We start from the raw sequence: 22,545 nt of genomic DNA on the forward strand, positions 1-22,545 counted from the left end.
ATCTACTCGTCGTCGCCTTCTTCCTCCTGCATCTGCTGCATCTGCTGCATCTGCTGTTGCATCTGCTGCTGTTGCATCTGCTGCATCTGCTCTTCGAGCTGGCTGCTCTCGCCTTCGAGCTCGGAAATCTCCTCCTCGACGCCCGCGATGCGGTCGTCGATGGAGTCCTGTTTGTTGTCCAGCGTGTCGATGGCGCTCTCGTGGTCCTGCTCGGCTGCGTAGCCGCCACCGAGACCGACGACGACCTCGTCGATGTCCTGCACCTCGGCGCGAACGTACGCGTCGCCGCCGATGGGGACTTGCACGGTCGAGCCGGTTTCGAGCGTTTCGAGTGCCTCTTTGGCCTCGTCCATCTCGGACTGCTCGTCGCGAAGGTCCTCGATTTCGCCTTCGAGTTCCTCGATTTCGGCCTGAATCGCCTGAATCTCCTGCTGGAGCTGCTGGGCCTGACCACCGCCGCCTCCACCCATCATTGTGCTTCGACCTCCTCGACCTCGATCTGCGTGCGCTTGAGGTTGTGCTTGCTGCCGAAGGTCGCGAACGTGTGCTCACGTGCGACGTCCTCGTTCTCGGCTTCGATGGTGGTCTCGAACGGGCTCATCCCGTCTCGTGTTTTGTACTTCCCGCGGACAGTAAACTGACTCATGCGTCTGTCTCGGAGAGCGAGATGGAAGAATCTTCCCTTATCGGACCTCGCCGAAGGCGTTTTTACTGTCCGTTCAGCTCCCCGAATACGGTCGTCTCACCCGGCTGTCGCGGTGTGCTGGGAGAAAAGGCTCGTAGAAGACCGACTGCTCGTCGGAACCGACGGCGTCGAGGCCGCGGAAAACGTAGAATCGCGCGCTCAGTCGATGAGACCGAGCGCGTCCTCGATGCGGCCGAGTTCTGGCCCGGTGGTCTCCTCGCCAGCGACGTAGCCGTTGTCGTTGACGACGAGGCCGGAGCCGACCAGCGGCGCACCGTAGTTGATGGTCCCCACGTCGGCGGGAACGCCGAGGTGGTCCTCCAGGAAGTCCAGTTCTTCGTCGGTGGACTTCGGGTGACAGAGGACGCCCTTGTTCGTGGCGACCGCGGCGGTGCCGACCGTCCGGACACCTGCGAGGTCGCCGCGTTCGACAGGGACACCGAGGGTGTCCTCGACGATGTCGACGGCCTCGTCGGAGAGGTCCGGGTGGGCGTACGCGCCGGTGTCGTTGGCGAGTATGATGTTGCCGGCGGCGTTACGCCGACCGGGCAACTCGCCGACGGGCAGGTCGACCACGTCGGCGATGCGCTCTCGCTCTCGCTCGGTGACGCGGCTGGTCACGACCAGCCCGTTCGAGTTTCCGGCAACGAGCGCGCCCACGGTGGACGAGCCGGCGATGGTCGTCGGAATCGCGGGTACTTCCAGTTCGTCGGCCATGGCGTCGCGGACGGACTCCTCGATGTCTGGTCTGCAGAGGAAACAGACATCGGTGGCCCGCGCGAAGACGCCGACGTACGGCGACCCGGCGAACGCGGTTCGTAGCACGTTACTCCGCGTGTTCGGCTTCCACGACGACCTCGCCCTCTTCGTCGAAGCGGGCGGCCCGGACGCGAAGCTTGCTCGGGGGCTTCTTGCGACCGCGCGACCAGATGGCCTCGTTGATGGAGGGGTCCAGTCGGACCTGCTCGGACTCGACCTTGAAGTGCTGGGCGAGGTGCTCACGGATGAGCGTCATCGCCTTGTCGGCGCGCTTGTGCTTCGGTTCCGCGGTGGCGTCACGGAGCGGGACGGTGACGACGCGCTCCTCGAAATCGCTGGAACTCATTATTCGTCGGTGTCGTTACGCCGCCAGTTTCGGCGCTTGTGGTTGCGCTGGACTTCCATGTCGGTCTTGAGCATGACCCACGCTGGGACACGGCTGTTCTGACGCTCCAGTTTGGAGAGTCGCTTTTTCTTGGCCTTCGATTTCTTACCCATAGTGGACGGAGATATCCTTGCCGGGCTTAAAATGTTGTTCTTTTCGACCCGGGACTGTGCCCGAGACGCTTGCTCACTGCTCGCACGCGGTGCGTGTCTTCTTGCACCGGCTAACAGCTTTGGCAGGTTAGTTTCCCGTCTCCGTCGCCTCTTTCCGGTGAACGATGACCGACGAAAGTGACACGCCCACGTGGACGCGTCGTGCAATCCTCGCCGGGGCCGCCGGCACCGTGGCGACGACGGCCGCAATCGACACGGTCACCGCACAGAGCAGTCGGCAGTTCGTCTTCGAGGAACCGAGCGACTTCTCGGGTGAGTACGAGGGGAGCTGGCTCGTCGTGGTCGACCAGACCGACGGCGACGCGAGCGCGGCCGACCAGTGTCGCGACACCACCTGGAGCCCAGACGAGCGCCGGACCTACGAGGCCGTCCTCACGACGCGACTCGCCCAGAACCCCGAAGACTCGAACGGGGCCGAGGTGACCGTCGTGAGTAGCGCGACCGACGACGACATCCAGCCGGGCACCGTCTACACCATCAGCTCGGCGACGGAGTGCAGTTCGGGCTACGTCACGGTCGACGCAGAGTTCGTCCCCGACGAACAGGCTCCCTACGGGACCGAAACGACGGTACCGACCGACCCGGGTGCGGGTTCCGGACCGATACCCGGATTCACGGGCGCAGGGGCGTTGGCGGCCGTCGCGGGGCTCGCAGGCCTCGCTCGCTGGCGAGACTGACACGTATCGACTCCGGCAAGGAACGCTCAAACGGGCGTTTCAGGTAAGCGAGTCGATATACTCGCTGGACGCCTCTGGTCGCACATGCGAAGCTGGAACCGACGGGACGTACTCGCGCTGGCGGGTGCGCTCTCTCTCCCTGCCCTCACCGGCTGTCTCGGGGCCGGTGGCAACGGCGTGACACCGGGACTGCTCGTCTCTAACCTTTCCCGCGATACGGACCCGACCGTCTCGGCCGACGACCTCCGTGCACAGGTCAGGGCGAACACCGCGTTCGCGCTCGATCTCCACCAGTCACAGGTCGACGCGGACGACACTGGGAACCTGTTCCTCTCACCCATCAGCGTCTCGCTCGCGATGGCGATGGTGTGGGCTGGCGCTCGCGGTGAGACGGAGACGCAAATCGCCGAAACGCTCCACTACCTCGGCGACCAGTCCGACCTTCACACGACGTTCAACCGACTCGACCTCGCACTCGAACCGCCGGAAGACGCCGAGGACGACGCGTTCCGGCTCGACCTCGTCAACGCGCTCTGGGGGCAGGAGTCGTACCCCTTCTCGGACGACTATCTCGACACCCTCGCGGTGAACTACGGGGCTGGACTCCGGACGCTCGACTTCGCGACGGCCCCCGAAAACGCGCGTGAGACCATCAACGAGTGGGTCGCCGAGCAGACCGAGGACCGTATCGAAGACCTGCTCGCCGAGGGGACCATCGACGACGGGACACGCCTCGTCGCCACCAACGCGGTCTACTTCAAAGCGAAGTGGGCCCACACCTTCTCGGCGGGCACCACTACCGACGGGGCGTTCACCGCCATCGATGGGAGCGAAGCCGACGTGCCACTGATGCGCCAGACCGCGCCGTTCCCCTACGCCGATGTCGATGGGACGCAAGTCGTCGAACTCCCGTACGTCGGCGAAGACGTGAGCATGGTCGTCGTATTGCCACCCGAGGGCGAGTTCGCCTCGTTCGAACGGTCGCTGGACGCCGACGGCCTGCACGGACTGTTCGACGCACTCGAACTGAGCAGCGGGACCGTCGTCCTCCCGCGGTTCACGTTCGGCTCGAAAGTCGGCCTGAACCAGACACTCGCAGACCTCGGGATGCCCGACGCCTTCGACCACAACCGTGCGGACTTCAGCGGGATGGTCGAGGACGGCACCCAGCAAGACCTCGCTATCACCGACGTGGCACATCAGGGCTTCGTCGCGGTCGACGAAGAGGGAACCGAGGCGGCCGCGGCGACCGGCGTCGTCGGCGGTGTCACCTCGATGCCCCTGGAAGAGTTCGAGTTCGTCGCCGACCGACCGTTCCTGTTCGCCATTCGTCATCGCGAGACGGATTCGGTGCTGTTCCTCGGCAGAATCGTCGATGCCGCGACGGCGCAATGAGCAGGCCGGTGAAAAGTGTGCTTAGAGCGGAAATCGTTCGACCGTCTCGTACTTCGGCCCGTCGGGTGTCAGCGTACTCTTCGTGAGGTTGACGCACTCGACACGCATCTCGCCAGCGTCGGGGTCGCCCTCTGTCACACACTCCTGTACCATCTCTTTCCCCCCAGAATGTTCCATCCGAGCGACGGTGAGGTGTGGCGTGAAATCGTGGCCTTCGGCATCGAAGCCGATGGCGGTCGTCTCCGCCTCGATTCCCTCGTGTAGCGTGACCATCTCTTCGGTCCCATCGCGGACGCCGAGCCAGACGACGTTGATGTAGTTGAGCGACGGGAACACGCCCAACCCGCCGAACTCGGCGTCGAAGGGGTCGACATCGGCGTGCTCGACACCGCGTTCGATGGCCTCGACGACTGCGGGCAGTCGGGCTTCGCTGACCTCGCCGAGGAACTTGAGTGTCACGTGTGTCTGCGTCGGGTCGGTGAAGTTCAGGCCGGTCGCGTCGTCGAGACACTCTTGGACCGACTCGACCTCCGTCGCGAGGGCGTCGGGGAGGTCGATACTGACAAACAATCGCATGGATTACCAGTCGACGGACTGTAACTTGAACCTGTCTTCCGTTCAATCGAGAGACGGAGGCGCGATGACGTGAATCGACGACGACCGCCGATGGGCCGTCGCAGGGTCGCATGGCGTCTGAAACGGTCAACCTTAACCGTCCGCACACCCAACCGCGATTTATGACTGACCGCGAGCGAGACCACGAATTCTCCGAGGGGCAAGGCTTCTCCGAACCCTACGACGAGTTCGACCTCGACCCACCCGAACTCGGTGTCGACCCATCGAAGGTCGACCCCGTCGACTCGCGCGTCCTCACGGACCTGCTCGACCGGGAGAACGTCGACGCGGATGCGGTCGACGCGAACGAACTCGTGGACGTGGGCCTGAACTACATGAACATCAACCGGCACGAACAGGCCGCGGACACGTTCGAACGCGCCGCCCGCTTCGCCAGCGAGGACCCGGTGAAGCAGGAAGCGTGGGTGAACAAAGGCGTCGCCCACGCCGAGATGGAAGAGTGGGACCAGGCCATCGGGGCGTATCAGGAAGCACTCAAAATCGACGAGGACGGCGACCACGCGGCCGACGCGCACACGAACATGGCGTACGCCCTATGGGAGTCCGGCGACGTGTCGCTGGCGCTCGAACACGCGGAACGCGCCGTCGAAATCGACCCGCGCTTCCCACAGGCGTGGTACAACCGCGGCTTCTTCCTGCAAGAGCGCGGCCTCTCCGAGGAAGCGGTCAACGCCTTCGACAACGCGGTCCGCCTCGGGATGCGTACCCCCGACCTGCTCGAAGAGAAGGCCCGCGCGCTCGAAGAACTCGGCCGTGACGAGGAAGCCGAGAAACTCGCCGACGAAGCCGAAGAACTCCGCAAGCGTGCGGAGGAAGAGATGATTCAGGAATGATAGTCAACGAGCGAGAGACCAAAGAGGGCCTGCTCGTCTCCGTCTGCGACGACGACGTGCTCGGCGAGACGTTCGAGGAGGGCCAGATTTCGCTCACCGTCAACGAGGAGTTCTACGGCGGCGACGAAGTGGACGAAGACAGCGCCGTCGATAGTCTCCGCCGGGCGAGCGTGGCCAACATCGTCGGCAAGCGCTCGGTCGACGTGGCGGTCGAAGCGGGTATCATCGACGAGGCGAGCGTGCTGGCCATCGAAGACACGCTGCACGCGCAGTTGCTGCGGTTGGGCTGACCGTTCTCTCTGTCCTACAGTTCGAATCGGTAGGTGTCCCATCCGGGCGTCACGGTTACGTCGTCCGCTACCTGTTCGCCCCACGAGAGCGTCGTCTGTATCTCGTCACTGTGGGTCCGTCCGACGAGTTCCAACGTCGCCGCGTCGTCGAGCAGCGGGTCGGCAACGAACATGGTGGCCTGTTTTCGGTCGGTTCCGAACCATCGCCACGTCCGTTGGTCGTTGGATTCAGGGGAAAAGACGCCCACCCCGAACGTCGGTTCTGGCGACGCGCCGACGTCGTAGACTTGCACAGTGTCGCCCTCTGCGTCCCTGAAAACGAGCGTATCGCACGCCACGGCCAGTCGCCTGCTGTCTGCTGGCCCGGGAGTCGGTGCGTCGGAAAAGTCGAGGATGAGTTGTGTCGAGCCGTTCGTAACCCGGCGCGTGGGACCGGTCGCCAGTGTCTCGTCGACGATATCGAGGTACGTGTCTCCGTACGACTCGCCGGGTTCTAGCTGCGTCTCCTCGTGCCACTCGTTGAACGATGTTACGAGTACGGCGTTCAGCTCCGGTTCGTACATGCGCCGTGTGTCCCGACAACAGCGACGGAACCGTTCGGGAGAGCGTTCGAGAACCGGGTTCCCCGCATCGGGACGGATCGCACGGTCGTCGAACCCTGGCAGGACGGCCGGGACGAAGTCGGTCTCACCGGCCCGAGTCGCGCGATACCACTGCGACTGCTGCTCGAACGTCAGGTCCGCGTAGGAACGCTCGGCCGTCACCGTCTCGTCGGCATAGACGGCCGAGTAGTCGGTCACGCCGTCGAAGGGTCCGTAGTCGAAGGTGGCTGGTTGCTCGACAATCGGGGAGTCAGCCAGGACGTACACCCCGTCGCCTACGGCGTCCCGAGCCATCTGGATTGCCCGCTCGACGTCGCCGTGAAATGCCTGGGCAATCCAGAGGTAGACGACCGGTCGGCCGTCGATGCGAAGGTAGTTCGGTTCGTCGAAGTACGTCTCGGCGAGGTAGGCGAAGTCGTCCGCGAGTTGCCGTCGCTCGCCAGGGTCGTCGAAGTCGACGGGTATCGTCTCGAACCGTCCAGTCGGTTCGTAGAGGATGGAGAACACGACGTCGCGCCACCGCGCGGCATCGAGGACGGACTCTCGTAGGGTCTCGTCGGAGTACGACTCTGGTCCCCACCAGCTAACCGAGAACCAGTCGATTCCATGTGTGGTCGCCCACTCGACGTGCTGGTTCACTACTGCCTCGTCAGCCGAGTCGTACTCGCCGAGGATCGGAGAACTGCGGTAGCCACTCGACCAGTGCGGTGGCTGCCCGCCGTACCAGGGGTAGTAGTGCGCTCCCACGAGTGCGTCGGTCGCAGTCGGTGGTGGGGTCCGTGTGGTCGTCCCTGTCGACGTATCCGTCCCACGGACCGCCGTCTTCGTAGTGGTGGTCGACGGAGCGGGAGTCGCAGTCGTCGAGGCCCGGGTCGGCCCCAGCGTCGGTGATTCTGTCGTGTCAGTCGACCGCTGCTCGGTCGTCACCGTCGAGTCGTTCGAGGGACCAGACGAACAGCCACCGAGTACACCGAGGCCCAGTGACGAAACCGCCCCGAGGAACCGACGACGGGGTGTCGAGTCGTTCACGAGGCGGCTGTTCAGTCGCTTGGTTGAAACGTTTTCGGGCAGGTCGATACCATCTACCGGTTCCCACCCGACGAAACCGGTTCTGGTTTCGAGAGCCGTCGATACCGAAGGACAGTTGGGCCTCTGGCCCCGAATACCCTACAATGAGCACGCAGACGACCGACCCCCTCGACGTCGAACGCATCCGCGAGGACTTCCCCGTCCTCCAGCGCAGTTTCGACGGGACGGACCTCGTCTACCTCGACAACGCGGCGACGACGCAGACGCCGGAGCAGGTGGTCGACGCCATCGCGGACTACTACTACAACTACAACGCGAACGTCCACCGCGGCATTCACAACCTGAGTCAGGAAGCCTCCATCGCCTACGAGGAGGCCCACGACCGCGTCGCCGAGTTCATCGGCGCGAACGGCCGTGAGGAGATCGTCTTCACGAAGAACACGACCGAGGCGATGAACCTCGTCGCGTACTCGTGGGGACTGAACGAACTCGGGCCCGGCGACGAAATCGTCCTGACCGAGATGGAACACCACGCCTCGCTCGTCACGTGGCAGCAAATCGGGAAGCAGACCGGGGCCGAGGTGAAGTACATCCCGGTCGACGAGTCGGGCCAGTTGGACATGGACGCCGCGGAAGAACTCATCACGGACGACACCGCGATGCTCTCGGCCGTCCACGTCTCGAACACGCTCGGGACGGTCAACCCGGTGTCGGACCTCGTCGACCTCGCGCACGACCACGACGCCCTCGCCTTCGTCGACGGGGCACAGGCCGTCCCGACGCGGCCGGTCGACGTGCAGGCCATCGACGCCGACTTCTACGCCTTCTCCGGGCACAAGATGGTCGGGCCGACCGGCATCGGCGTGCTGTACGGGAAAGAGCACGTCCTCGACGAGATGGACCCGTACCTCTACGGCGGGGACATGATCAAGAAAGTCACCTTCGAGGAGTCGAAGTGGAACGACCTTCCGTGGAAGTTCGAGGCGGGCACGCCCAGCATCGCGCAGGGCATCGCCCTCGACGCCGCTATCGACTACCTCGACGACATCGGCATGGAGCGCGTGCAGGCCCACGAGGAGATGCTGGCAGAGTACGCCTACGACCGTCTCGACGAGTTCGGTGACGTGGACATCTACGGACCGACGCCCGAGCAGGGCCGCGGCGGCCTCGTCGCGTTCAACCTCGGCGAAGTCCACGCCCACGACCTCGCCTCCATCGTCAACGACTACGGCGTGGCCATCCGTGCGGGCGACCACTGCACGCAACCGCTGCACGACAAACTGGGCGTCGCCGCGAGCGCCCGCGCGTCGTTCTACATCTACAACACTCGCGACGAGGTCGACGCGCTCATCGACGCCCTCGGTGAAGCCCGCGACCTGTTCGCCTGAATCGGTACGATTTGCTGCACCGACGGCAACTGTTTTCACCTGTCCGGCCGGTCGTCGCACATGGACCACACCGCCATCGCCGAGCGCGCCGAGACGTACTTCGGCGGCCTCTCGCCAACACACGACTGGCACCACGTCGAGCGCGTCGTCGCCAACGCGGAGCGACTCGCCCTCGACACCGACCGAGCCGTCGACGAAGACGTGCTGGTCGCGGCCGCGTGGCTCCACGATATCGGTCGCAAGCGCGAGGCCGCAGGCGAGATTACAGACCACGCCGAGTGGGGTGCGACGGAGGCCCGAGAACTGCTCCCCGAGTTCGGGGCTGACGCGGCGACAATCGACACCGTGGCGCACTGCATCCGCGCCCACCGGTTCTCGAACGACGTGACGCCCGAAACCACCGAGGCAAAACTGCTCTGTGACGCCGACAACCTCGACGCCATCGGGGCGGTCGGGTTGGCCCGGACGTTCTCTCACGCCGGCGAACACGGCCGGCCCATCCACGACCCCGACCTCCCGCCAGAAGCCGACGACTCTGCGGCCGGCGAGACCTCGATAAACCACGTCCACGCGAAGCTGCTCCGAATCGAAGACCGGATGTACACGGCTGCAGGCCGTGCGATGGCCGCGGAGCGACACGCCTTCCTCGAAACGTTCGTCGAGCGCTTCGAGCGCGAAGTCGCCGGCGAGCGGTGAGTCACCCGGCGCTTGCACGCCGAAACCACTACCACGCTGCCCGAACACTGCCAGACATGGACTCGTCGCTCGAACGGCACTTGCTGGCACTCCAGTTCCTCCTGCTCGGGCTGCTCGTCGTCTCCTTCGCCCGGTACGCCGCAGGCCTGCCTGCGACTGGTATCGGTGCGGTCGACGCGCTGGCGTTCGCCGGGGCCGCCGTCGGTGTCCTGGGGATGCTCGGGGCGCACTGGGCGGGCGACGACACAGACGATTCAGCTGCCTCCGACCACTCTGACGACGCAGCCACTGGTGAAGCCGATGGAGCCGCGGAGGAGCAGTCTGAGCGCAGCGAACGCCTGATTCCGTCGACGGAACACGAACCGGCTACGACCCACGAGACCGAGCGAGTCGAGCGCACCGAGTACGAACCGGGACCGTCAGCCGACGAGGATTCCGACTGACACACGCAATGATGCCGACCGAATAACTCAGCCGTCGTCTGCGAGCCAGCGGGCGAGGCCGAGGGTCCCGCCGGCCGCGGCGACTGTCGCGAGGACGCCGAAGCCGGGCGTCGACCCACCCTCGTCGCCGTCGCTCCCGGTCGCCGAGGAGTCGGTATTCGTGGCTTCCGTCGTCGCGTCGCCGCCGTCGGCCGAATCGCTGTCTGTGGTTGCGGTCCCGTCGCTGGTCCCGCCGTCGCTATCGCTTCCGTCGTCGGGTTCGCTGGTCGTCTCGACGACGGGCTTAGGACGAGCCTCCATCGTTGGCGCTGGTTCGCCGTCACTCGACGGTTCGGCGAACACGAACAGCTGTCCGCCCTCGCCCTCGTTGTTCTCGTCCCGAGAGAGACTCGGGTCGTAGTAGCTCGCACCGACCACGCCGTCGTGGATGGGTTTCGCCGACCAGAACGAGGTCGTCTCAGCGTCGCTCCACACGCCGAGGACCTGCGGTTCAGCGAGGTCTGATACGTCGTACACCGCGACGCCGCCCGCGTACCACGAGGCGTACAGACGGTCGTCTCGCACACCGAGGTTGTGTGCGGTCGCGTTCGAATCTGGCCCGGCCGGCGTCTGGATGATGCTCTCTCTGGTCTCACCGTCGCGTGACCACAGCTCGATACCGCCGGGACCACCGTCGAGGTCGGTCTCGTCGTTGTCCCACGCTTCCTTCCCGACGAACACGGCGCTCGCGTCGCCGTTTGGCAGGACGTAGTGACTGTTCCCCGGCAGTTCGAAGAACTCCGGATTGAGGCCTTGGGCCGAACTTATCTCGGAGAGGTACGCCACGTCGTGGCCACCGAGGCGCGTAATGGCGCTCGGATTCGCCGGGTCGGACACGTCGACCAGCCACGTGCCCGCGTCCCAGTACGCGACGTACAGCACGTCGTCCTGCACGAAGATGTCGTGGGTCTGTTGGAAGTTGCTCCCGACGCGCTCCCAGTCGCTGTTCGACTGCGTCGCCGACCAGTCAGCGACCTTCGTCGGGTCGTCGTCGCGTACGTCCCAGATGATGGTCGGGGACCCGGGCGTGCTCCCGCCGGTCAGGTAGACGTAGCCGTCCGCGAGGAAGCAGTTGTGTATCCCGTGGTTCGTCCGCTGGAAGGCGACACGCTCCGGGGAGGCAGGGTCGGAGACATCGTAGAGGAAGAAGCCGACGAGGTCGCTTCGGCCGGTGCCACTGTTCGGCCCGGCGACGAGCAGTCGGTCCTCGTCGTACTTCACGTCGAAGATGTCGAGCATCGGTCCCTCGCCGTTGACCGTGAGGTCGCGCTCTTCGGCGAGGACGGACGGGTTCTCTGGGTCGCTCACGTCGACGACGGCGAAACCGTCCTGCGTGGCGCAGAAGACCGTCTCGCCGGACTCGTCGGTGACGACCTCACAGACGCCGTCCAGTTCGATGCTGGCGGTCGCGTCGAGCGACGGCGGCGTTCGGGCCGCCGGGGTCGTCGAGGCAGGTGCGGGGTGTTGGTCGGTCGCGCTGCCGGTAGCGGCGACTGCCGATGCGGCCGTCGCCGTCGCCGTGAGGGCGAGTCCACTGAGAACCTGTCGCCGGGTCGGGACGAGCCGGTCGGTGGCGGAGTTGGGGACCATGCTACTTCGTGACGGTCGTCGAGACTATAGTCATTTATCAAATATCTGTTTTACCAACCTCGGCCGGTGTGCGGTGAGTGCCCCGAAACGTGCCCATCGTCGGGGTGATTCGCCACCGCTTCACACGCTGCGGAACGTTTTTCCGCTGCACAACCGTAGCGGCCCACAACAATGGGAATGGGCTCGGACATGTACCGGCAGCAGATTCTCGACCACTACAAGAACCCGCGGAACTACGGTGAACTGAAAGAGCCGACGTTCACGCACGTGGGCGAGAATCCGATGTGCGGCGACGAGATTACGATGGACGTACAACTCGCTGACGACGGCGAGACCATCGAAGCGGTCGCCTTCCGCGGGGATGGCTGTGCCATCTCGCAGGCGTCTGCGAGCATGCTCTCCGGCGAACTCCACGGGAAGACGCTCTCCGAACTCGCCGAGATGGACCGCGACGACGTCGTCGACATGCTCGGCGTCGAAATCTCGCCGATGCGCATTAAGTGCGCCGTCCTCGCCGAGAAGGTGGCACAGGATGGCGCGGAGATGTACCAGGGCGAACTCGAACTGGAGAAGACGACGACGGAAGACGACGACGACTGACTCCGTTCCCGTCGCGGTTTTTCCTGCTGTCGTGCGTTCCCACCTCCCGGGAGCGTCGTCTCTGCGTTCGGTCGTCTCGGCGATTTCACTCTCCTCCTTGGCCGATGCCAACGCCCCTCAATAATCAACAGAATTATGTTAATTGGCGTCTGTTAGCTGTTCGTATGTCTGGAACGGTGGCTTCAGAACCGGTGGCAGCAGAGGACGACAAGAGCGAAATCGTGGCCGCGGTCGCGTCACTCATCATTCCGGGGTTGGGACAGTTCTACCTCGGGGACACGCAGCGTGGACTCATCTGGTTCGGCGCGACCGTCGCGTGGAGCATGCTGAGTTTCGTGATGACGTTCTTCCTCATCGGCATCCTGATGTTCTTCGCCCTGCCCCTGTTCAACATCGGGGCGGCGGTCGACGCGTACATGCAGGGGTCGAAGTGACGGAGAACGGGTCGAAGAAACGAAATTAAAACCGCTGCTGCCGCCCGGGGTGGGCGGTGTGGTGGTGTTTTTGATGGTGGTGTTTCGGTGGTGGAGTCAGACCAGAATCGACCGGACACGGTCGACGAGCGCGCGCACGGGACTGTCTTGTGTCGGTCTCGCTCGGGGGCCGCTGGCGTGTCGCCGGTCGCTCGTAGTTTGGTCGTCGAGTATCGTCTCGTATCGCTGTCGGAGTGCCTGAACCTGTGTCTCGCGGGCAGCGAGGTCGCGTTCGAGGTCGGCGATTCTGTCTCTGAGGGCGTCGGGGTCCTGCTCGGCTCCGTCGAGCTGCTGGGTCACGTACCCCGAGTCACTGGGTGGATGGTGGGTGTCTCGGGCCACGTTCGTCCTTCGGTTGCGACACACAAGAAACGGTGGCAGACCCTCGAACGACGGGCGTCAGACTACTGTGAATGAATTAACGTAACTCAAATTTTACAACCGTTTTCGTCTCGAATCCGGTCCTTTCTCTCGTCTCACTCCTCCCCGGCGAGATGAGCCAGCACGCCGTCGGTGTCGCCAGGGACGGCTTCCGGGTCGGCACCCGCGGCGGCCGCGGCGTCGGGGTCCTTCAGCAGGTGGCCAGTAGTGAGGCAGACGACGCGCTCGTCGGCGTCGACTGCGCCGGATTCGCGGAGTTTGCGCAGGCCGGCGACGCTGGCGGCGGAGGCGGGTTCGACGCCGACGCCTTCGCCCGCGAGGTCGCGCTGGGCCGCGGTAATCTCCTCGTCGCTCACGGCGACGGCGGTGCCGCCGGTCTCGCGGATGCCCGGCAGGGCCTTCGGCGCATTGACCGGGTTGCCGATGCGGATGGCCGTGGCGATGGTCTCGACCTCGTCCCAGCGCGTCGTGTCCTCGGCCCCGTTCTCGATGGCTTCGACCATCGGGGCCGCGCCTTCGGCCTGCACGCCGGTCAGCTTCGGCACGTCCTCGGGATCGAGTTCGTCCGCCTGCACGAGTTCGCGGAAGCACTTGTACAGCGCCGCGGTGTTGCCCGCGTTGCCGACGGGGAGGACGATACGGTCCGGGTAAGTTCCATAATCTTCCAGATGCGCTTCCAGAATCTCCAGCCCGATGGTCTTCTGGCCCTCCAGTCGGAAGGGATTGAGCGAGTTGAGCAGATACGCCTCGCCCCGACCTGCGAGGTCCTGCACGATGTCGAGGCAGGTGTCGAAGTTCCCGTCGACTTCGAGGATTCGCGCGCCGTGCAGGGCGGCCTGTGCGACCTTCCCAGCGGCGACTTTTCCGGCGGGCAGGAGGACGAGCGTTTCGAGGCCGGCACGCGAGCCATAGGCCGCGAGCGCGGCACTCGTGTTGCCTGTCGAGGCACAGGCGAGGCGGTCGACGCCGAGTTCCTGTGCGACGCGGACACCCATCGTCATGCCGCGGTCTTTGAACGACCCGGTCGGGTTCATCCCCTCGTGCTTGACGCGGAGGCTCTCGACACCCACGTCTGCTTCCAATCGAGGCACTTCGTACAGCGGCGTGTCGCCTTCGGGGAGCGTGACGCCCACCTCGAAGGGCAGTGCCGCAGAATAGCGCCAGACGCCACGACCCTCGAAGTCGTCGAAGGTCGGCAAGTCGGCGTAGCGGGCTTCCAGCAAGCCGTCGCAGTCACAGGTGTAGCGGACCTCGTCGAAGGGGGCGTACGTCTCGCCGCACTCGATACAGGCCAGCCAGACGCCGTCTGCGGCCTCGTCGGGTTCGGCCGGGGCGTCGGCGGTCAACGTGAGAGCACTCATTATCGGCGGATTGGCCTACGTGGGGAAAAAGCCGAAGGTTCCTGCGAACCCTGCCGTGGTGGGCTGTGACACGATTTTGGCACTCAGGCCGTGCCGTCGAAGCCCTCGATGACCTCGTGGACGTGTTCGACCCACTGGTCCAGTGAGTCGTGGAGCAACTGCTTCGCCTCCGGCAGCGACTCGGCGGTGTACTGGTACACGTAGCCGCCGGAGTCGAGCAGTCGTCGTTCGCGCGTGGCGAGGCCGCGTTCGAGGAGCGTCGACAGCGACCGATTCACGTTCGAGCGGTCACGTTCGAGCTGGTTCGCCAGTTCCTCGACCGTACTGCCCGGCTGGTCGATGAGCAGCAGATACGTCCGCGTCTCGTGTTCGTGGATGCCGAAGACGCAGCTCATGACCTCCCGAAAGTTCGGGTTGGGCTGCTCGATGAGGTCCCCGAGGTCCTCCGGCGTCGCGTCTGCCATACGCGAGAGAGGGGGACCGTCGACCTAAAGACTATTCCCCGACGGCAATGTAGCCCTGCTTCTCGATGCACAGTCGCATCTCGGCTTCCGTCTCGTGTTTGTGCAGGGTCGTCGGCGTGTCGCAGTAGAAGATTTTCCCGTCGTGACGCAGCGTCACGTCGTGTTCGGACCCGAGCAGTTCGGTCGTGATAACGACGCGACGACCGTCTTTCAGCGCGGACAGTATCTCGTCGGCGTCGAGTTCGCCCGCTTTCGCTCGGAGTGGTTCCGGCATCGTGTGTCGGGTCGTACTGCGAAGCGTCACCACCTCATTGTTTCGACTCGACCTATCAGGGTAACCGATTGGTTAGTTGGGGAGTGCACGGATTTCGCCCACCCGCAACAGGGATATCGACCTCACAGCGCGTATATACGGCCATGGTAGAAACTACGACTCCCACAGCGACTGAACTGTCCACGAAGATGAAACAGTGGCAAGGTGGCGTCGTTGCAGGGCTGGTCGGTGGAGCCCTCTTCGGCATCCTGCTCACCTTCGAGATGCGCCCGGCTATCGAGAGTGCCATACCGGCACTGTTCGGTCTCTCCGGTGGACTCTGGGGCTGGATCGTCCACATGTCCATCGCGGCCGTCCTCGGCGTGGTCTTCGCGGCCATCCTGACGAAGATGCCGACCGTCGGCAGGGACATGCAGAAAAACGTCGCGGTCGGCCTGGCCTACGGCTTCGTCCTGTGGGTCGTGCTGGCCGTCTTCGTTATGCCCGTCTGGCTCGACGCCGTCGGGTTCGCCGGCGCGCCCGTGGTGCCCAACGTGAACTACACCAGCCTCCTCGGTCACCTCGTCTACGGCGCGGCCGTCGGCGCGGTGTACCCGCTGGTGACCTACGCGAACATGGGCACCGAGGCCCGGACTGGGACGCAACCGCAGTAAGCTGGCTGCGACCCACTACCCCCGTTTTTCGAGACACACGAAACCGTTACCTCGTGCTGGCGATGCTACCTCGTGCCGGCGATGCTGGTACAGACTCGCGCTAGCTGGCTGAGCGCAGCAGTCGGCACGCGCGCCTCGTCCTTAGCCGCGACAGGTATCGTTTTCTGGATGCACTCGATAGCGACGAGTATGGGCTCCACCGAGCAGGGAGATGCGTCGGCCGACGCGGAAACACGCTGGGTCGTCCAGTGGTCCGAACCGTATGGCGACAATCAGGTGAAGCGGGTCGTCGACACCGAGGACGACGCCGAGGCCGTCGTCGAATCGTGGAAGGAACAGTACGAACCGGTCGAGGACGAACCGGGTCTCTACCGGGTCGAACTGGGCGGAGAGGTGTACTTCACGAAAGTTGAGGTCCCCTACGGCCCGCTGCCCGAGGACGAATAGCAGAAACAGTCGGTCAGTAGCCGTTGACGAGCGTCGACATGAGCGCCTTCTGGGCGTGCAGGCGGTTTTCGGCCTGTTGCCAGACGACCGAGTGCTCGCCTTCGACGGTCTCGTCGTCGACTTCTTCGCCGCGGTGTGCCGGCAGGCAGTGCATGACGTAGGCGTCGCTGTCGGCCAGCAGGTCACCGTTTAGCTGGTAGCCGTCGAACGCCGCGAGTTTCTCGTCGCGCTCGGCCTCCTGTCCCATGCTGACCCACACGTCGGTGTACACCACGTCGGCGTCCGCGACCGCTACTTCGGGGTCAGTGGTCGTCTCGACAGTGCCAGTGTACGACTCGGCCGTCTCCAGCGTCTCGTCGTCGAGTTCGTAGCCTTCGGGCGTCGCCACGGTGAGGTCGACACCAGCCATCGCACAGCCGACGGCGAACGATTGGGCGACGTTGTTGCCGTCGCCGACCCAGGCCGCCTTGACGCCGTCTAAGCCGCCGAACAGTTCCTTCATCGTGAGCAGGTCGGCGAGCGTCTGGCACGGGTGGGCATCATCGGTCAGTCCGTTGACGACCGGCACGTCGGCGTAGGCCGCGAGTTCTTCGAGGTCCGAGTGGTCGAACAGACGCGCCATGATGACGTCGACGTAGCCAGAGAGTGCGCGCGAGGTGTCCTTCAGCGGCTCACCGCGGCCGAGTTGTGTGTCGTCCGGGCCGAGGAAGATGGCGTGGCCGCCCAGTTGCGTCATCCCCGTCTCGAAGGAGACGCGGGTGCGCGTCGATGGCTTCTCGAACAGCATCGCCATCGTCTTGCCCGCGAGGTCGGCGTGGCTCTCGCCCGCGCCCAGTTGGTGCTTGTACGTGCTCGCCAGGTCGAGGACCGATTCGAGGCCCTCCGGCGAGAGGTCGTCGACGGTCAGGAAGTGATTCGGTGGCTGTGCAGGCATCGGTGTTGAAGTGTCGGTGTTGGTGCTCATTGCAGGTCGCCGCAGACGGTTTCGAGGACCGCGACGGCGCGGTCGTACTCGGACAGTGCGAGACGTTCGTCAGGCGCGTGGTCGAGGTCCGAGTCGCCCGGGCCGTAGGTGGCCATCGGGCAGTCCCACGCGCCAGCGAACAGGTTCATGTCGGCAGTGCCGGTCTTTCTGAGGAGGCGCGGGTCGCCCCCTCGCTTGCGGATGGCCACGCGGAACGCCCGGCCGACCGAACTCCGCGGGCTGACCATCACGGGCTGAATCTCGTCCGTCCACTCGATGGTGCCCTCGCCGAGCATGCCTTCGACTGTCTCGCGAATTTCGTCGGGAGTGGTCCCCGGCGGGAGGCGGAACTGAACGTCGGCTTTCGCAGACATCGAGAGACCGTCGTCGGCGACGCCGCCCTCGAACCCGACCGGTTTCGCGGTCACGGACTCGAAGACCGACTCGTCTTCGGCCGACTCGAAGGCCGCCGCGACCTCGTCCCACCACGCCATCGCGTGCTGGATGGCGTTCGTGTCCGGGCGCGAGGTGTGGCCGGAGGCCGTCTCGATGCGGTAGGTTCCAGAGACGAGGCCGCGGTAGCCGAGCGTCACGGCGTCCCAACTCGACGGCTCGCCGTTGATGACGCTCTCGGGAGCCTCGCGGTCCTCGACGAGGAAGCGCGCCCCGCGCGAGTCGGTCTCCTCGCCGACGACGCCGACGAAGGAGACGCCCGTGTTCACCGCGGCGACCGCCATCGCACACAGCGGCCCGGTGGCGTCGACGCTGCCGCGACCCCAGAGGACCGATTCGCCGTCCTCGCGCTCTTCGACTCTGACCGGGATGTCGCCCGGCACGGTGTCGATGTGCGAGGTGAGCAAGACCGAATCGTCGGCCGGAGCGCGCACGTTGCCCACTTCGTCGAGGTACGCCTCGCGGCCGTTGTCCTCGAAGAAGTTCTTCAGGTAGGTGGCCGCACCCTGCTCTTCGCCCGAGGGCGACGGGATGGACACCATCTCCACGAGCAGTTTGCGAGCGGCTTCCTCGCTAACTTTCGTCGTCGTCGTCACACTCATTTGCCTCCCTCCTCCAGTATTGCAGCCATCGCGTCGACCACCGCGTCGGCGTGGTCGCGCGTGAACGTCAGCGGCGGCAGGAAACGCACGACGCGGCGACCCGCCGGAAGTGCCAGAATCTGGTGCTTCAGCGCGAGGTCGCGCAGCATCGCGTTCGCGCCGCGACCCACGTCGACGCCGACGAGCAGGCCACGGCCGCGTACGTCGTTCACGGGCAGTTCGTCCAGACGCTGCTGGAAGTACTGACCGACCTGTCTCGCGTTCGTCGGTAGGTCGGCCTCCACGAGTACGTCGAGCGTCGCGGCGGCCGCCGCCGAGACGACCGGCCCGCCGGAGAACGTCGACCCGTGCGGTCCGGCGTCCTCGGCGACCCAGTCGTTCACGAGCGTGGTGCCCATCGGCAGCCCCGAGGCGAGGCCCTTCGCGTTCGTCAAGATGTCGGGGACGACGCCCACGTCTTCGCAGGCCCAGAACGTCCCGGTCCGCCCGAGACCGGTCTGGACCTCGTCGAAGATGAGTGCCGCGCCGTGGTCCCCGGTCGCTTCACGTGCGGTCTGCAGGAACGACGTGGTGCCGGGGTTGACGCCACCTTCGCCCTGCACGGGTTCCATGATGACCGCCGCGGTGTCGTCGTCGATTGCCTCGCGCAGTGCGGCGTCGTCACCGTAGTCGACGAACTCCACGTCCGCGAGCAGCGGTTCGAACGGCGTGCGGTACTTCGGTTTCCACGTCGCCGACAGCGCGCCCATCGTGCGGCCGTGGAAGCCCTTCTTCGTGGCGACGATTTTCGTGTTGCCGGTGGCGCTCCGGGCGAACTTCAGCGCCGCCTCGTTGGACTCCGTTCCCGAATTGCAGAGCCAGACGTTGTCGAGGCCGGGCGGTGCGACGGCTGCCAGTTTGTCGTACACTGCGTCCTGTGCGCTCGTCGGATACGACGCCTGCACGAACAGCAGGTCCGACACCTGCTCTTGCACCGCCGAGACCACGTCCGGGTGACAGTGACCGACCGGCGTGCAGGCGTAGCTGGCACCGGCGTCGAGGTACTGCGTGTCCTCCTCGTCGTAGAGGAACACGTCCTCGCCGCGGGCGAGGCGGATGGGTTTGCGCCCGTAGACGAAGCCGTTGGGCATCAGGCGGACACCTCCGGTTCGGTGTCTTCGTTGCCATCCAGTGCCGCGGGCAGAATCGTCGTCCCGTCGCCTGCCAGTGCCGATTGAATCGGTTCGGCCGCGTTGGCGCTGGCGACGACGACCGACGACGCACCGCCAGTCAGCGCCTCCTTCGCCGCCATGACTTTCTTCGTCATGAAGCCTTCCGCGGCGGTTTCGAGCGCATCCCAGTCGGTGGCTGTCTCGACCGCGTCGATGCGCGTCGATTCGTCGTCGGGGTCGGCGTAGACGCCCGAAACGTCCGTCAGGACGACGAGGTCCGCACCGAGTGCGCCCGCGACGGCGGCCGCGGCCCGGTCGGCGTCGGCGTTCACCGGCGTATAGCCACCCTCGCGCTCCTCGCCCAGCATCGGGACGGTCACGACTGGCGTGTAGCCGCCGGACAGCAGGGTGTCGAGGAGGTCCGCGTTCACTGACTCTATCTTGCCGGAGTGGTCGCCGCGTTTGATCTTCTTCTTCCCGTCTTCGAGGACTCTGACGGCCGACTTGCGCTTGCCCGCCAGGAGCTGGCCGTCGACCCCAGAGAGGCCGACCGCGTTCACGCCCTGATTCTGCAGGCCGGCGACGAGGTCCGTGTTTAGCTTCCCGGGCATGACCATCTCGAAGACCTCCATCGTCTCGGCGTCGGTGAACCGCCCGACGACGCCAGAGGGCGTCTCGACGTAGGTCGGTTCCATGCCGAGACGTTCGAGCGTCTCGTCGACCGCAGTCGAACCGCCGTGAACCACGACGACCTGTTCGCCCGAGTCGACGAGGTCTTTCACGTCGGCGAGTGCGCCTTCGGGGTCGACCGCGCGGGCACCGCCGATTTTGACTACTGTGGTCATTTACGGACTCCCCACGGGGTGCAGCCCCATGAATTCGAGACCGGCCGTCTCCTCGAAGCCGAGGGCGACGTTCGTCGCGTGAATCGCCTGCCCGGCCGAGCCTTTCATCATGTTGTCGATGGCAGAGAAGACGACGACGCGCTTGTTTTTCGCATCTATCTCGAACCCCACGTCGGCGTAGTTCGTCCCCGCGAGCGCCTTCGGTTCGGGGTAGCGATACGACCCGGAGCCACCGGCGACGAGGCGAACGAACGGTTCCTCCTCGTAGGTACCACGATAGGCCGTCCAGAGGTCCCTCTTCGTGACTTTTGAACCTGGGAACACGTGACACGTCGCGCTCGCGCCGCGAACCATGTCCACGGCGTGGCAGGTAAAGGAGACATCGAGGCCGAGCCACTGCTCGATTTCCGCCTCGTGGCGGTGGCCGGTCGGCGCGTAAGGGCGCACGACGCCCGAGCGCTCGGCGTGGCTGGACGCCTCGCCGCCGCCCGCGCCGCCCTCGCTGCTGCCGACTTTCACGTCGACGACGACCTGCGCGCCGTCAAGAACGCCTGCGTCGGCCAGCGGTTTCAGGCCGAGGATGGTGGCTGTCGCGTTGCACCCGCCGGAGGCGATGAGGTTCGCGCCCGGCAGGTTCTCGCGGTTCACCTCGACCAGTCCGTACTCTGCCTGTTCGAGCTTCTCTGGGCAGGTGTGCCCGCCGTACCAGTCGTCGTACTGTTGCTCGGTCGCGAGTCTGAAGTCTGCCGAGAGGTCGACGACGGTGTCCGAAGCCTCTTGGAACGACTCGATGTGTTCCATCGTGACGCCGTGGGGCGTCGCCGCGAACAGCACGTCGACCGATTCGAGGTCGTCCGGTTCGGTGAAGCGAATCTCGCTCCCGCGCATGTTAGGGTGGATGCTCCCGATGGACTTGCCAGCGTACTGGCGACTCGTCACCTGCGTCACGTCGAAGTTCGGGTGGCCGAGGAGCAGGCGAAGCAGTTCGCCGCCGGTGAAGCCGGAGCCGCCGACGACGGTGGCTGTCTTGGTCACCGCTTCCTCGGCGGTCGTGTCGGCGACGGCCATCAGGCGGTCACCTCGGCTGTCGTGTCTGTACCCGACCCGTCACCGACGACCGATTCCAGCCAGTCGACGACGGCAGCAGGCACGTCCACGCTCACGCAGTCGTTCAGCGACTTGAACTCGACCGTGTGGTTCACCTCGTGGACCGTATAGCCCTCTTCAGTCTCCATCAGGTCGATTCCGAGCAGGCCGCCGCCGACGGCGGCCGACGCTTTCTCGACCAGTTCGAGTGCTTCGTCGTCCAGCTCGAACTCCGCGGTTTCGGCACCCTTCGCCGCGTTCGTCAGCCAGTGTTCCGAGGAGCGGACCATCGCCGCGACCGGTTCGCCGTCGGTGGCGAGGACGCGGATGTCGCGGTCCGGCTTGGCGACGAACTCCTGCACGTAGAACACCTTGTGCTCGTAGTGCCCGAGCGTCGCCTTGTGCTCCAGGATGGCCTCTGCGGCGCTCCTGCTCTCGATTTTAGCCATGAGTCTGCCCCACGAGCCGACGACCGGCTTGAGGACGCAGGGGTAGCCGAACGACTCGATGGCTTCCAGCGCCGCGTCCGTCGTGAAGGCGACTTTCGTCGCCGGCGTCGGGACGCCTGCCTTCGCCAGCGCGAGGCTGTTCTTCGCCTTGTCCGCACAGATGTCGGCGGTCGTCGGCGAGTTCACGACCGGGATACCCCACGCCTCACAGAACTGCGTGGCGTAGAGGCTCCGCGAGGTCGCCAGACAGCGGTCGAGAACCACGTCGAGGCCCTCGAACTCGGCCGGCGGTTCGGTCAGGTCGAACTGCAGTTTGCGAACGTCGAGCTTGACCACGTCGTGGCCGCGCTCGCGCAACTCCGCAAGCAGGAGTTTCTCGTCCCGGCGGATGCGGGAGTAGAGGATGCCTACGTTCACGGCTACTCCCCCCAGTCCTCTTCGAGCTCGGGTGCCACGTCGAGGACCGGCGGGTTGGTCTCTAGCACTTCGAGTTCCGCGCCACAGGTGGTACAATCGACTATCTCTCCAGCTTCCAGACTGTCGTGCAGGGTCACGTCCGCCCCACACTCGACGCATTCTGTCATCACCTGTATGAGGGCGACGAAATCACTTAAGAGTTTCGAACTTACCAAATAATTTACAAAAGCACTGATGGCTCTAACTGGTTGTTAGGGGGTTATGAAGCACCAATCCGATTCTTCGTGTCGGATTGTAACTAATTT

Annotated in this window: 30 protein-coding genes; 11 read left to right on the top strand and 19 right to left on the bottom strand. The window is 65.1% G+C overall.

Going from position 1 to position 22,545, the window contains the following annotated elements; genetic code table 11:
* Window positions 1–2: 2 nt before the first annotated feature.
* From pfdA to ACSC1P_RS10235, 5 genes are all read right to left on the bottom strand, one after another.
* Window positions 3–470 (bottom strand): prefoldin subunit alpha, encoded by a 468-nt coding sequence (gene pfdA / locus ACSC1P_RS10215; protein ID WP_435360274.1) that lies wholly within the window; start codon window positions 468–470, stop codon window positions 3–5.
* Window positions 470–646, bottom strand: coding sequence for a 50S ribosomal protein L18Ae (gene rpl18a, locus ACSC1P_RS10220; RefSeq protein WP_435360044.1), 177 nt, complete (start codon window positions 644–646; stop codon window positions 470–472). Before rpl18a ends, pfdA begins: the two co-directional genes overlap by 1 nt.
* A gap of 198 nt (window positions 647–844) precedes the next feature.
* A complete protein-coding gene (locus tag ACSC1P_RS10225) occupies window positions 845–1,510 on the bottom strand; it encodes a translation initiation factor IF-6 (RefSeq protein WP_435360045.1) in 666 nt (221 codons plus the stop codon).
* Window position 1,511: 1 nt separating this feature from the next.
* Entirely contained in the window at window positions 1,512–1,790 is a 279-nt protein-coding gene (locus tag ACSC1P_RS10230; RefSeq protein WP_435360046.1) for a 50S ribosomal protein L31e, read from the bottom strand.
* A complete protein-coding gene (locus tag ACSC1P_RS10235; RefSeq protein ID WP_435360047.1) occupies window positions 1,790–1,942 on the bottom strand; it encodes a 50S ribosomal protein L39e in 153 nt (50 codons plus the stop codon). Before ACSC1P_RS10235 ends, ACSC1P_RS10230 begins: the two co-directional genes overlap by 1 nt.
* Window positions 1,943–2,106: 164 nt before the next feature.
* On the opposite strand from ACSC1P_RS10235, the gene ACSC1P_RS10240 reads away from it, so the two are divergent.
* A complete protein-coding gene (locus ACSC1P_RS10240) occupies window positions 2,107–2,679 on the top strand; it encodes a hypothetical protein (RefSeq protein WP_435360048.1) in 573 nt (190 codons plus the stop codon).
* Window positions 2,680–2,763: 84 nt separating this feature from the next.
* The gene (locus ACSC1P_RS10245) at window positions 2,764–4,074 is read left to right on the top strand and encodes a serpin family protein (protein ID WP_435360049.1); all 1,311 of its coding nucleotides are present in this window, start codon (window positions 2,764–2,766) and stop codon (window positions 4,072–4,074) included.
* Between the two features lie 21 nt (window positions 4,075–4,095).
* Here the strand turns inward: ACSC1P_RS10245 and thpR are convergent, their stop codons facing one another.
* The gene (gene thpR / locus ACSC1P_RS10250) at window positions 4,096–4,650 is read right to left on the bottom strand and encodes an RNA 2',3'-cyclic phosphodiesterase (RefSeq protein WP_435360050.1); all 555 of its coding nucleotides are present in this window, start codon (window positions 4,648–4,650) and stop codon (window positions 4,096–4,098) included.
* 161 nt (window positions 4,651–4,811) lie between these two features.
* On the opposite strand from thpR, the gene ACSC1P_RS10255 reads away from it, so the two are divergent.
* Complete coding sequence (locus tag ACSC1P_RS10255) at window positions 4,812–5,543, top strand: tetratricopeptide repeat protein (protein WP_435360051.1); 732 nt, start codon at window positions 4,812–4,814, stop codon at window positions 5,541–5,543.
* The gene (locus ACSC1P_RS10260) at window positions 5,540–5,833 is read left to right on the top strand and encodes a DUF424 domain-containing protein (protein WP_435360052.1); all 294 of its coding nucleotides are present in this window, start codon (window positions 5,540–5,542) and stop codon (window positions 5,831–5,833) included. The genes ACSC1P_RS10255 and ACSC1P_RS10260 overlap by 4 nt, the downstream gene beginning before the upstream one ends.
* 14 nt (window positions 5,834–5,847) lie before the next feature.
* On the opposite strand, the gene ACSC1P_RS10265 is transcribed toward ACSC1P_RS10260, so the two are convergent.
* The gene (locus ACSC1P_RS10265; RefSeq protein ID WP_435360053.1) at window positions 5,848–7,464 is read right to left on the bottom strand and encodes a glycoside hydrolase family 99-like domain-containing protein; all 1,617 of its coding nucleotides are present in this window, start codon (window positions 7,462–7,464) and stop codon (window positions 5,848–5,850) included.
* Between the two features lie 143 nt (window positions 7,465–7,607).
* On the opposite strand from ACSC1P_RS10265, the gene ACSC1P_RS10270 reads away from it, so the two are divergent.
* Genes ACSC1P_RS10270 through ACSC1P_RS10280 form a run of 3 tightly spaced genes read left to right on the top strand, consistent with a single transcriptional unit; the run spans window position 7,608 to window position 9,991 of the window.
* Complete coding sequence (locus ACSC1P_RS10270) at window positions 7,608–8,852, top strand: aminotransferase class V-fold PLP-dependent enzyme (RefSeq protein ID WP_435360054.1); 1,245 nt, start codon at window positions 7,608–7,610, stop codon at window positions 8,850–8,852.
* Between the two features lie 60 nt (window positions 8,853–8,912).
* On the top strand, window positions 8,913–9,548 hold the full coding sequence (locus tag ACSC1P_RS10275) for an HD domain-containing protein (protein WP_435360055.1): 636 nt from the start codon (window positions 8,913–8,915) through the stop codon (window positions 9,546–9,548).
* Window positions 9,549–9,604: 56 nt separating this feature from the next.
* Window positions 9,605–9,991, top strand: a complete 387-nt coding sequence (locus ACSC1P_RS10280) for a hypothetical protein (protein WP_435360056.1) — start codon at window positions 9,605–9,607, stop codon at window positions 9,989–9,991.
* A gap of 27 nt (window positions 9,992–10,018) precedes the next feature.
* On the opposite strand, the gene ACSC1P_RS10285 is transcribed toward ACSC1P_RS10280, so the two are convergent.
* The gene (locus tag ACSC1P_RS10285; protein ID WP_435360057.1) at window positions 10,019–11,620 is read right to left on the bottom strand and encodes an LVIVD repeat-containing protein; all 1,602 of its coding nucleotides are present in this window, start codon (window positions 11,618–11,620) and stop codon (window positions 10,019–10,021) included.
* Between the two features lie 171 nt (window positions 11,621–11,791).
* On the opposite strand from ACSC1P_RS10285, the gene sufU reads away from it, so the two are divergent.
* Window positions 11,792–12,220: a Fe-S cluster assembly sulfur transfer protein SufU gene (gene sufU, locus ACSC1P_RS10290; protein WP_435360058.1), complete on the top strand. Its 429-nt coding sequence runs from the start codon at window positions 11,792–11,794 to the stop codon at window positions 12,218–12,220.
* 164 nt (window positions 12,221–12,384) lie between these two features.
* Complete coding sequence (locus ACSC1P_RS10295; RefSeq protein WP_435360059.1) at window positions 12,385–12,654, top strand: hypothetical protein; 270 nt, start codon at window positions 12,385–12,387, stop codon at window positions 12,652–12,654.
* A 96-nt stretch (window positions 12,655–12,750) separates the two neighbouring features.
* On the opposite strand, the gene ACSC1P_RS10300 is transcribed toward ACSC1P_RS10295, so the two are convergent.
* From ACSC1P_RS10300 to ACSC1P_RS10315, 4 genes are all read right to left on the bottom strand, one after another.
* On the bottom strand, window positions 12,751–13,035 hold the full coding sequence (locus tag ACSC1P_RS10300) for a hypothetical protein (protein ID WP_435360060.1): 285 nt from the start codon (window positions 13,033–13,035) through the stop codon (window positions 12,751–12,753).
* Window positions 13,036–13,169: 134 nt separating this feature from the next.
* Window positions 13,170–14,435, bottom strand: a complete 1,266-nt coding sequence (gene thrC / locus ACSC1P_RS10305) for a threonine synthase (protein WP_435360061.1) — start codon at window positions 14,433–14,435, stop codon at window positions 13,170–13,172.
* Window positions 14,436–14,518: 83 nt separating this feature from the next.
* Window positions 14,519–14,899: a helix-turn-helix domain-containing protein gene (locus tag ACSC1P_RS10310; protein WP_435360062.1), complete on the bottom strand. Its 381-nt coding sequence runs from the start codon at window positions 14,897–14,899 to the stop codon at window positions 14,519–14,521.
* 31 nt (window positions 14,900–14,930) lie between these two features.
* Complete coding sequence (locus ACSC1P_RS10315; protein ID WP_435360063.1) at window positions 14,931–15,173, bottom strand: DUF8001 family protein; 243 nt, start codon at window positions 15,171–15,173, stop codon at window positions 14,931–14,933.
* A 143-nt stretch (window positions 15,174–15,316) separates the two neighbouring features.
* Between ACSC1P_RS10315 and ACSC1P_RS10320 the strand changes: the two genes are divergently transcribed.
* Together ACSC1P_RS10320 and ACSC1P_RS10325 are read left to right on the top strand one after the other, a co-directional pair.
* Window positions 15,317–15,826 (top strand): histidine kinase, encoded by a 510-nt coding sequence (locus ACSC1P_RS10320; RefSeq protein WP_435360064.1) that lies wholly within the window; start codon window positions 15,317–15,319, stop codon window positions 15,824–15,826.
* A 189-nt stretch (window positions 15,827–16,015) separates the two neighbouring features.
* Window positions 16,016–16,273, top strand: a complete 258-nt coding sequence (locus ACSC1P_RS10325; RefSeq protein WP_435360065.1) for a hypothetical protein — start codon at window positions 16,016–16,018, stop codon at window positions 16,271–16,273.
* Between the two features lie 13 nt (window positions 16,274–16,286).
* Here the strand turns inward: ACSC1P_RS10325 and argF are convergent, their stop codons facing one another.
* Genes argF through lysW form a run of 7 tightly spaced genes read right to left on the bottom strand, consistent with a single transcriptional unit; the run spans window position 16,287 to window position 22,407 of the window.
* Window positions 16,287–17,237 (bottom strand): ornithine carbamoyltransferase, encoded by a 951-nt coding sequence (gene argF / locus ACSC1P_RS10330; RefSeq protein WP_435360066.1) that lies wholly within the window; start codon window positions 17,235–17,237, stop codon window positions 16,287–16,289.
* Window positions 17,234–18,292: a [LysW]-lysine hydrolase gene (locus tag ACSC1P_RS10335; protein WP_435360067.1), complete on the bottom strand. Its 1,059-nt coding sequence runs from the start codon at window positions 18,290–18,292 to the stop codon at window positions 17,234–17,236. The genes argF and ACSC1P_RS10335 overlap by 4 nt, the downstream gene beginning before the upstream one ends.
* Complete coding sequence (locus ACSC1P_RS10340) at window positions 18,289–19,422, bottom strand: aspartate aminotransferase family protein (RefSeq protein ID WP_435360068.1); 1,134 nt, start codon at window positions 19,420–19,422, stop codon at window positions 18,289–18,291. Before ACSC1P_RS10340 ends, ACSC1P_RS10335 begins: the two co-directional genes overlap by 4 nt.
* On the bottom strand, window positions 19,422–20,288 hold the full coding sequence (locus tag ACSC1P_RS10345) for an acetylglutamate/acetylaminoadipate kinase (protein ID WP_435360069.1): 867 nt from the start codon (window positions 20,286–20,288) through the stop codon (window positions 19,422–19,424). The genes ACSC1P_RS10340 and ACSC1P_RS10345 overlap by 1 nt, the downstream gene beginning before the upstream one ends.
* On the bottom strand, window positions 20,289–21,356 hold the full coding sequence (argC, locus tag ACSC1P_RS10350) for an N-acetyl-gamma-glutamyl-phosphate reductase (RefSeq protein WP_435360070.1): 1,068 nt from the start codon (window positions 21,354–21,356) through the stop codon (window positions 20,289–20,291). It lies immediately after the preceding gene.
* Window positions 21,356–22,240 (bottom strand): lysine biosynthesis protein LysX, encoded by an 885-nt coding sequence (lysX, locus tag ACSC1P_RS10355; protein ID WP_435360071.1) that lies wholly within the window; start codon window positions 22,238–22,240, stop codon window positions 21,356–21,358. Before lysX ends, argC begins: the two co-directional genes overlap by 1 nt.
* 2 nt (window positions 22,241–22,242) lie before the next feature.
* A complete protein-coding gene (gene lysW / locus ACSC1P_RS10360) occupies window positions 22,243–22,407 on the bottom strand; it encodes a lysine biosynthesis protein LysW (protein WP_435360072.1) in 165 nt (54 codons plus the stop codon).
* Between the last annotated feature and the right edge of the window lie 138 nt (window positions 22,408–22,545).

Origin of the sequence: Haloarchaeobius caseinilyticus (genome assembly GCF_051207395.1) — an archaeon.
Taxonomy (GTDB): Archaea; Halobacteriota; Halobacteria; order Halobacteriales; family Natrialbaceae; genus Haloarchaeobius.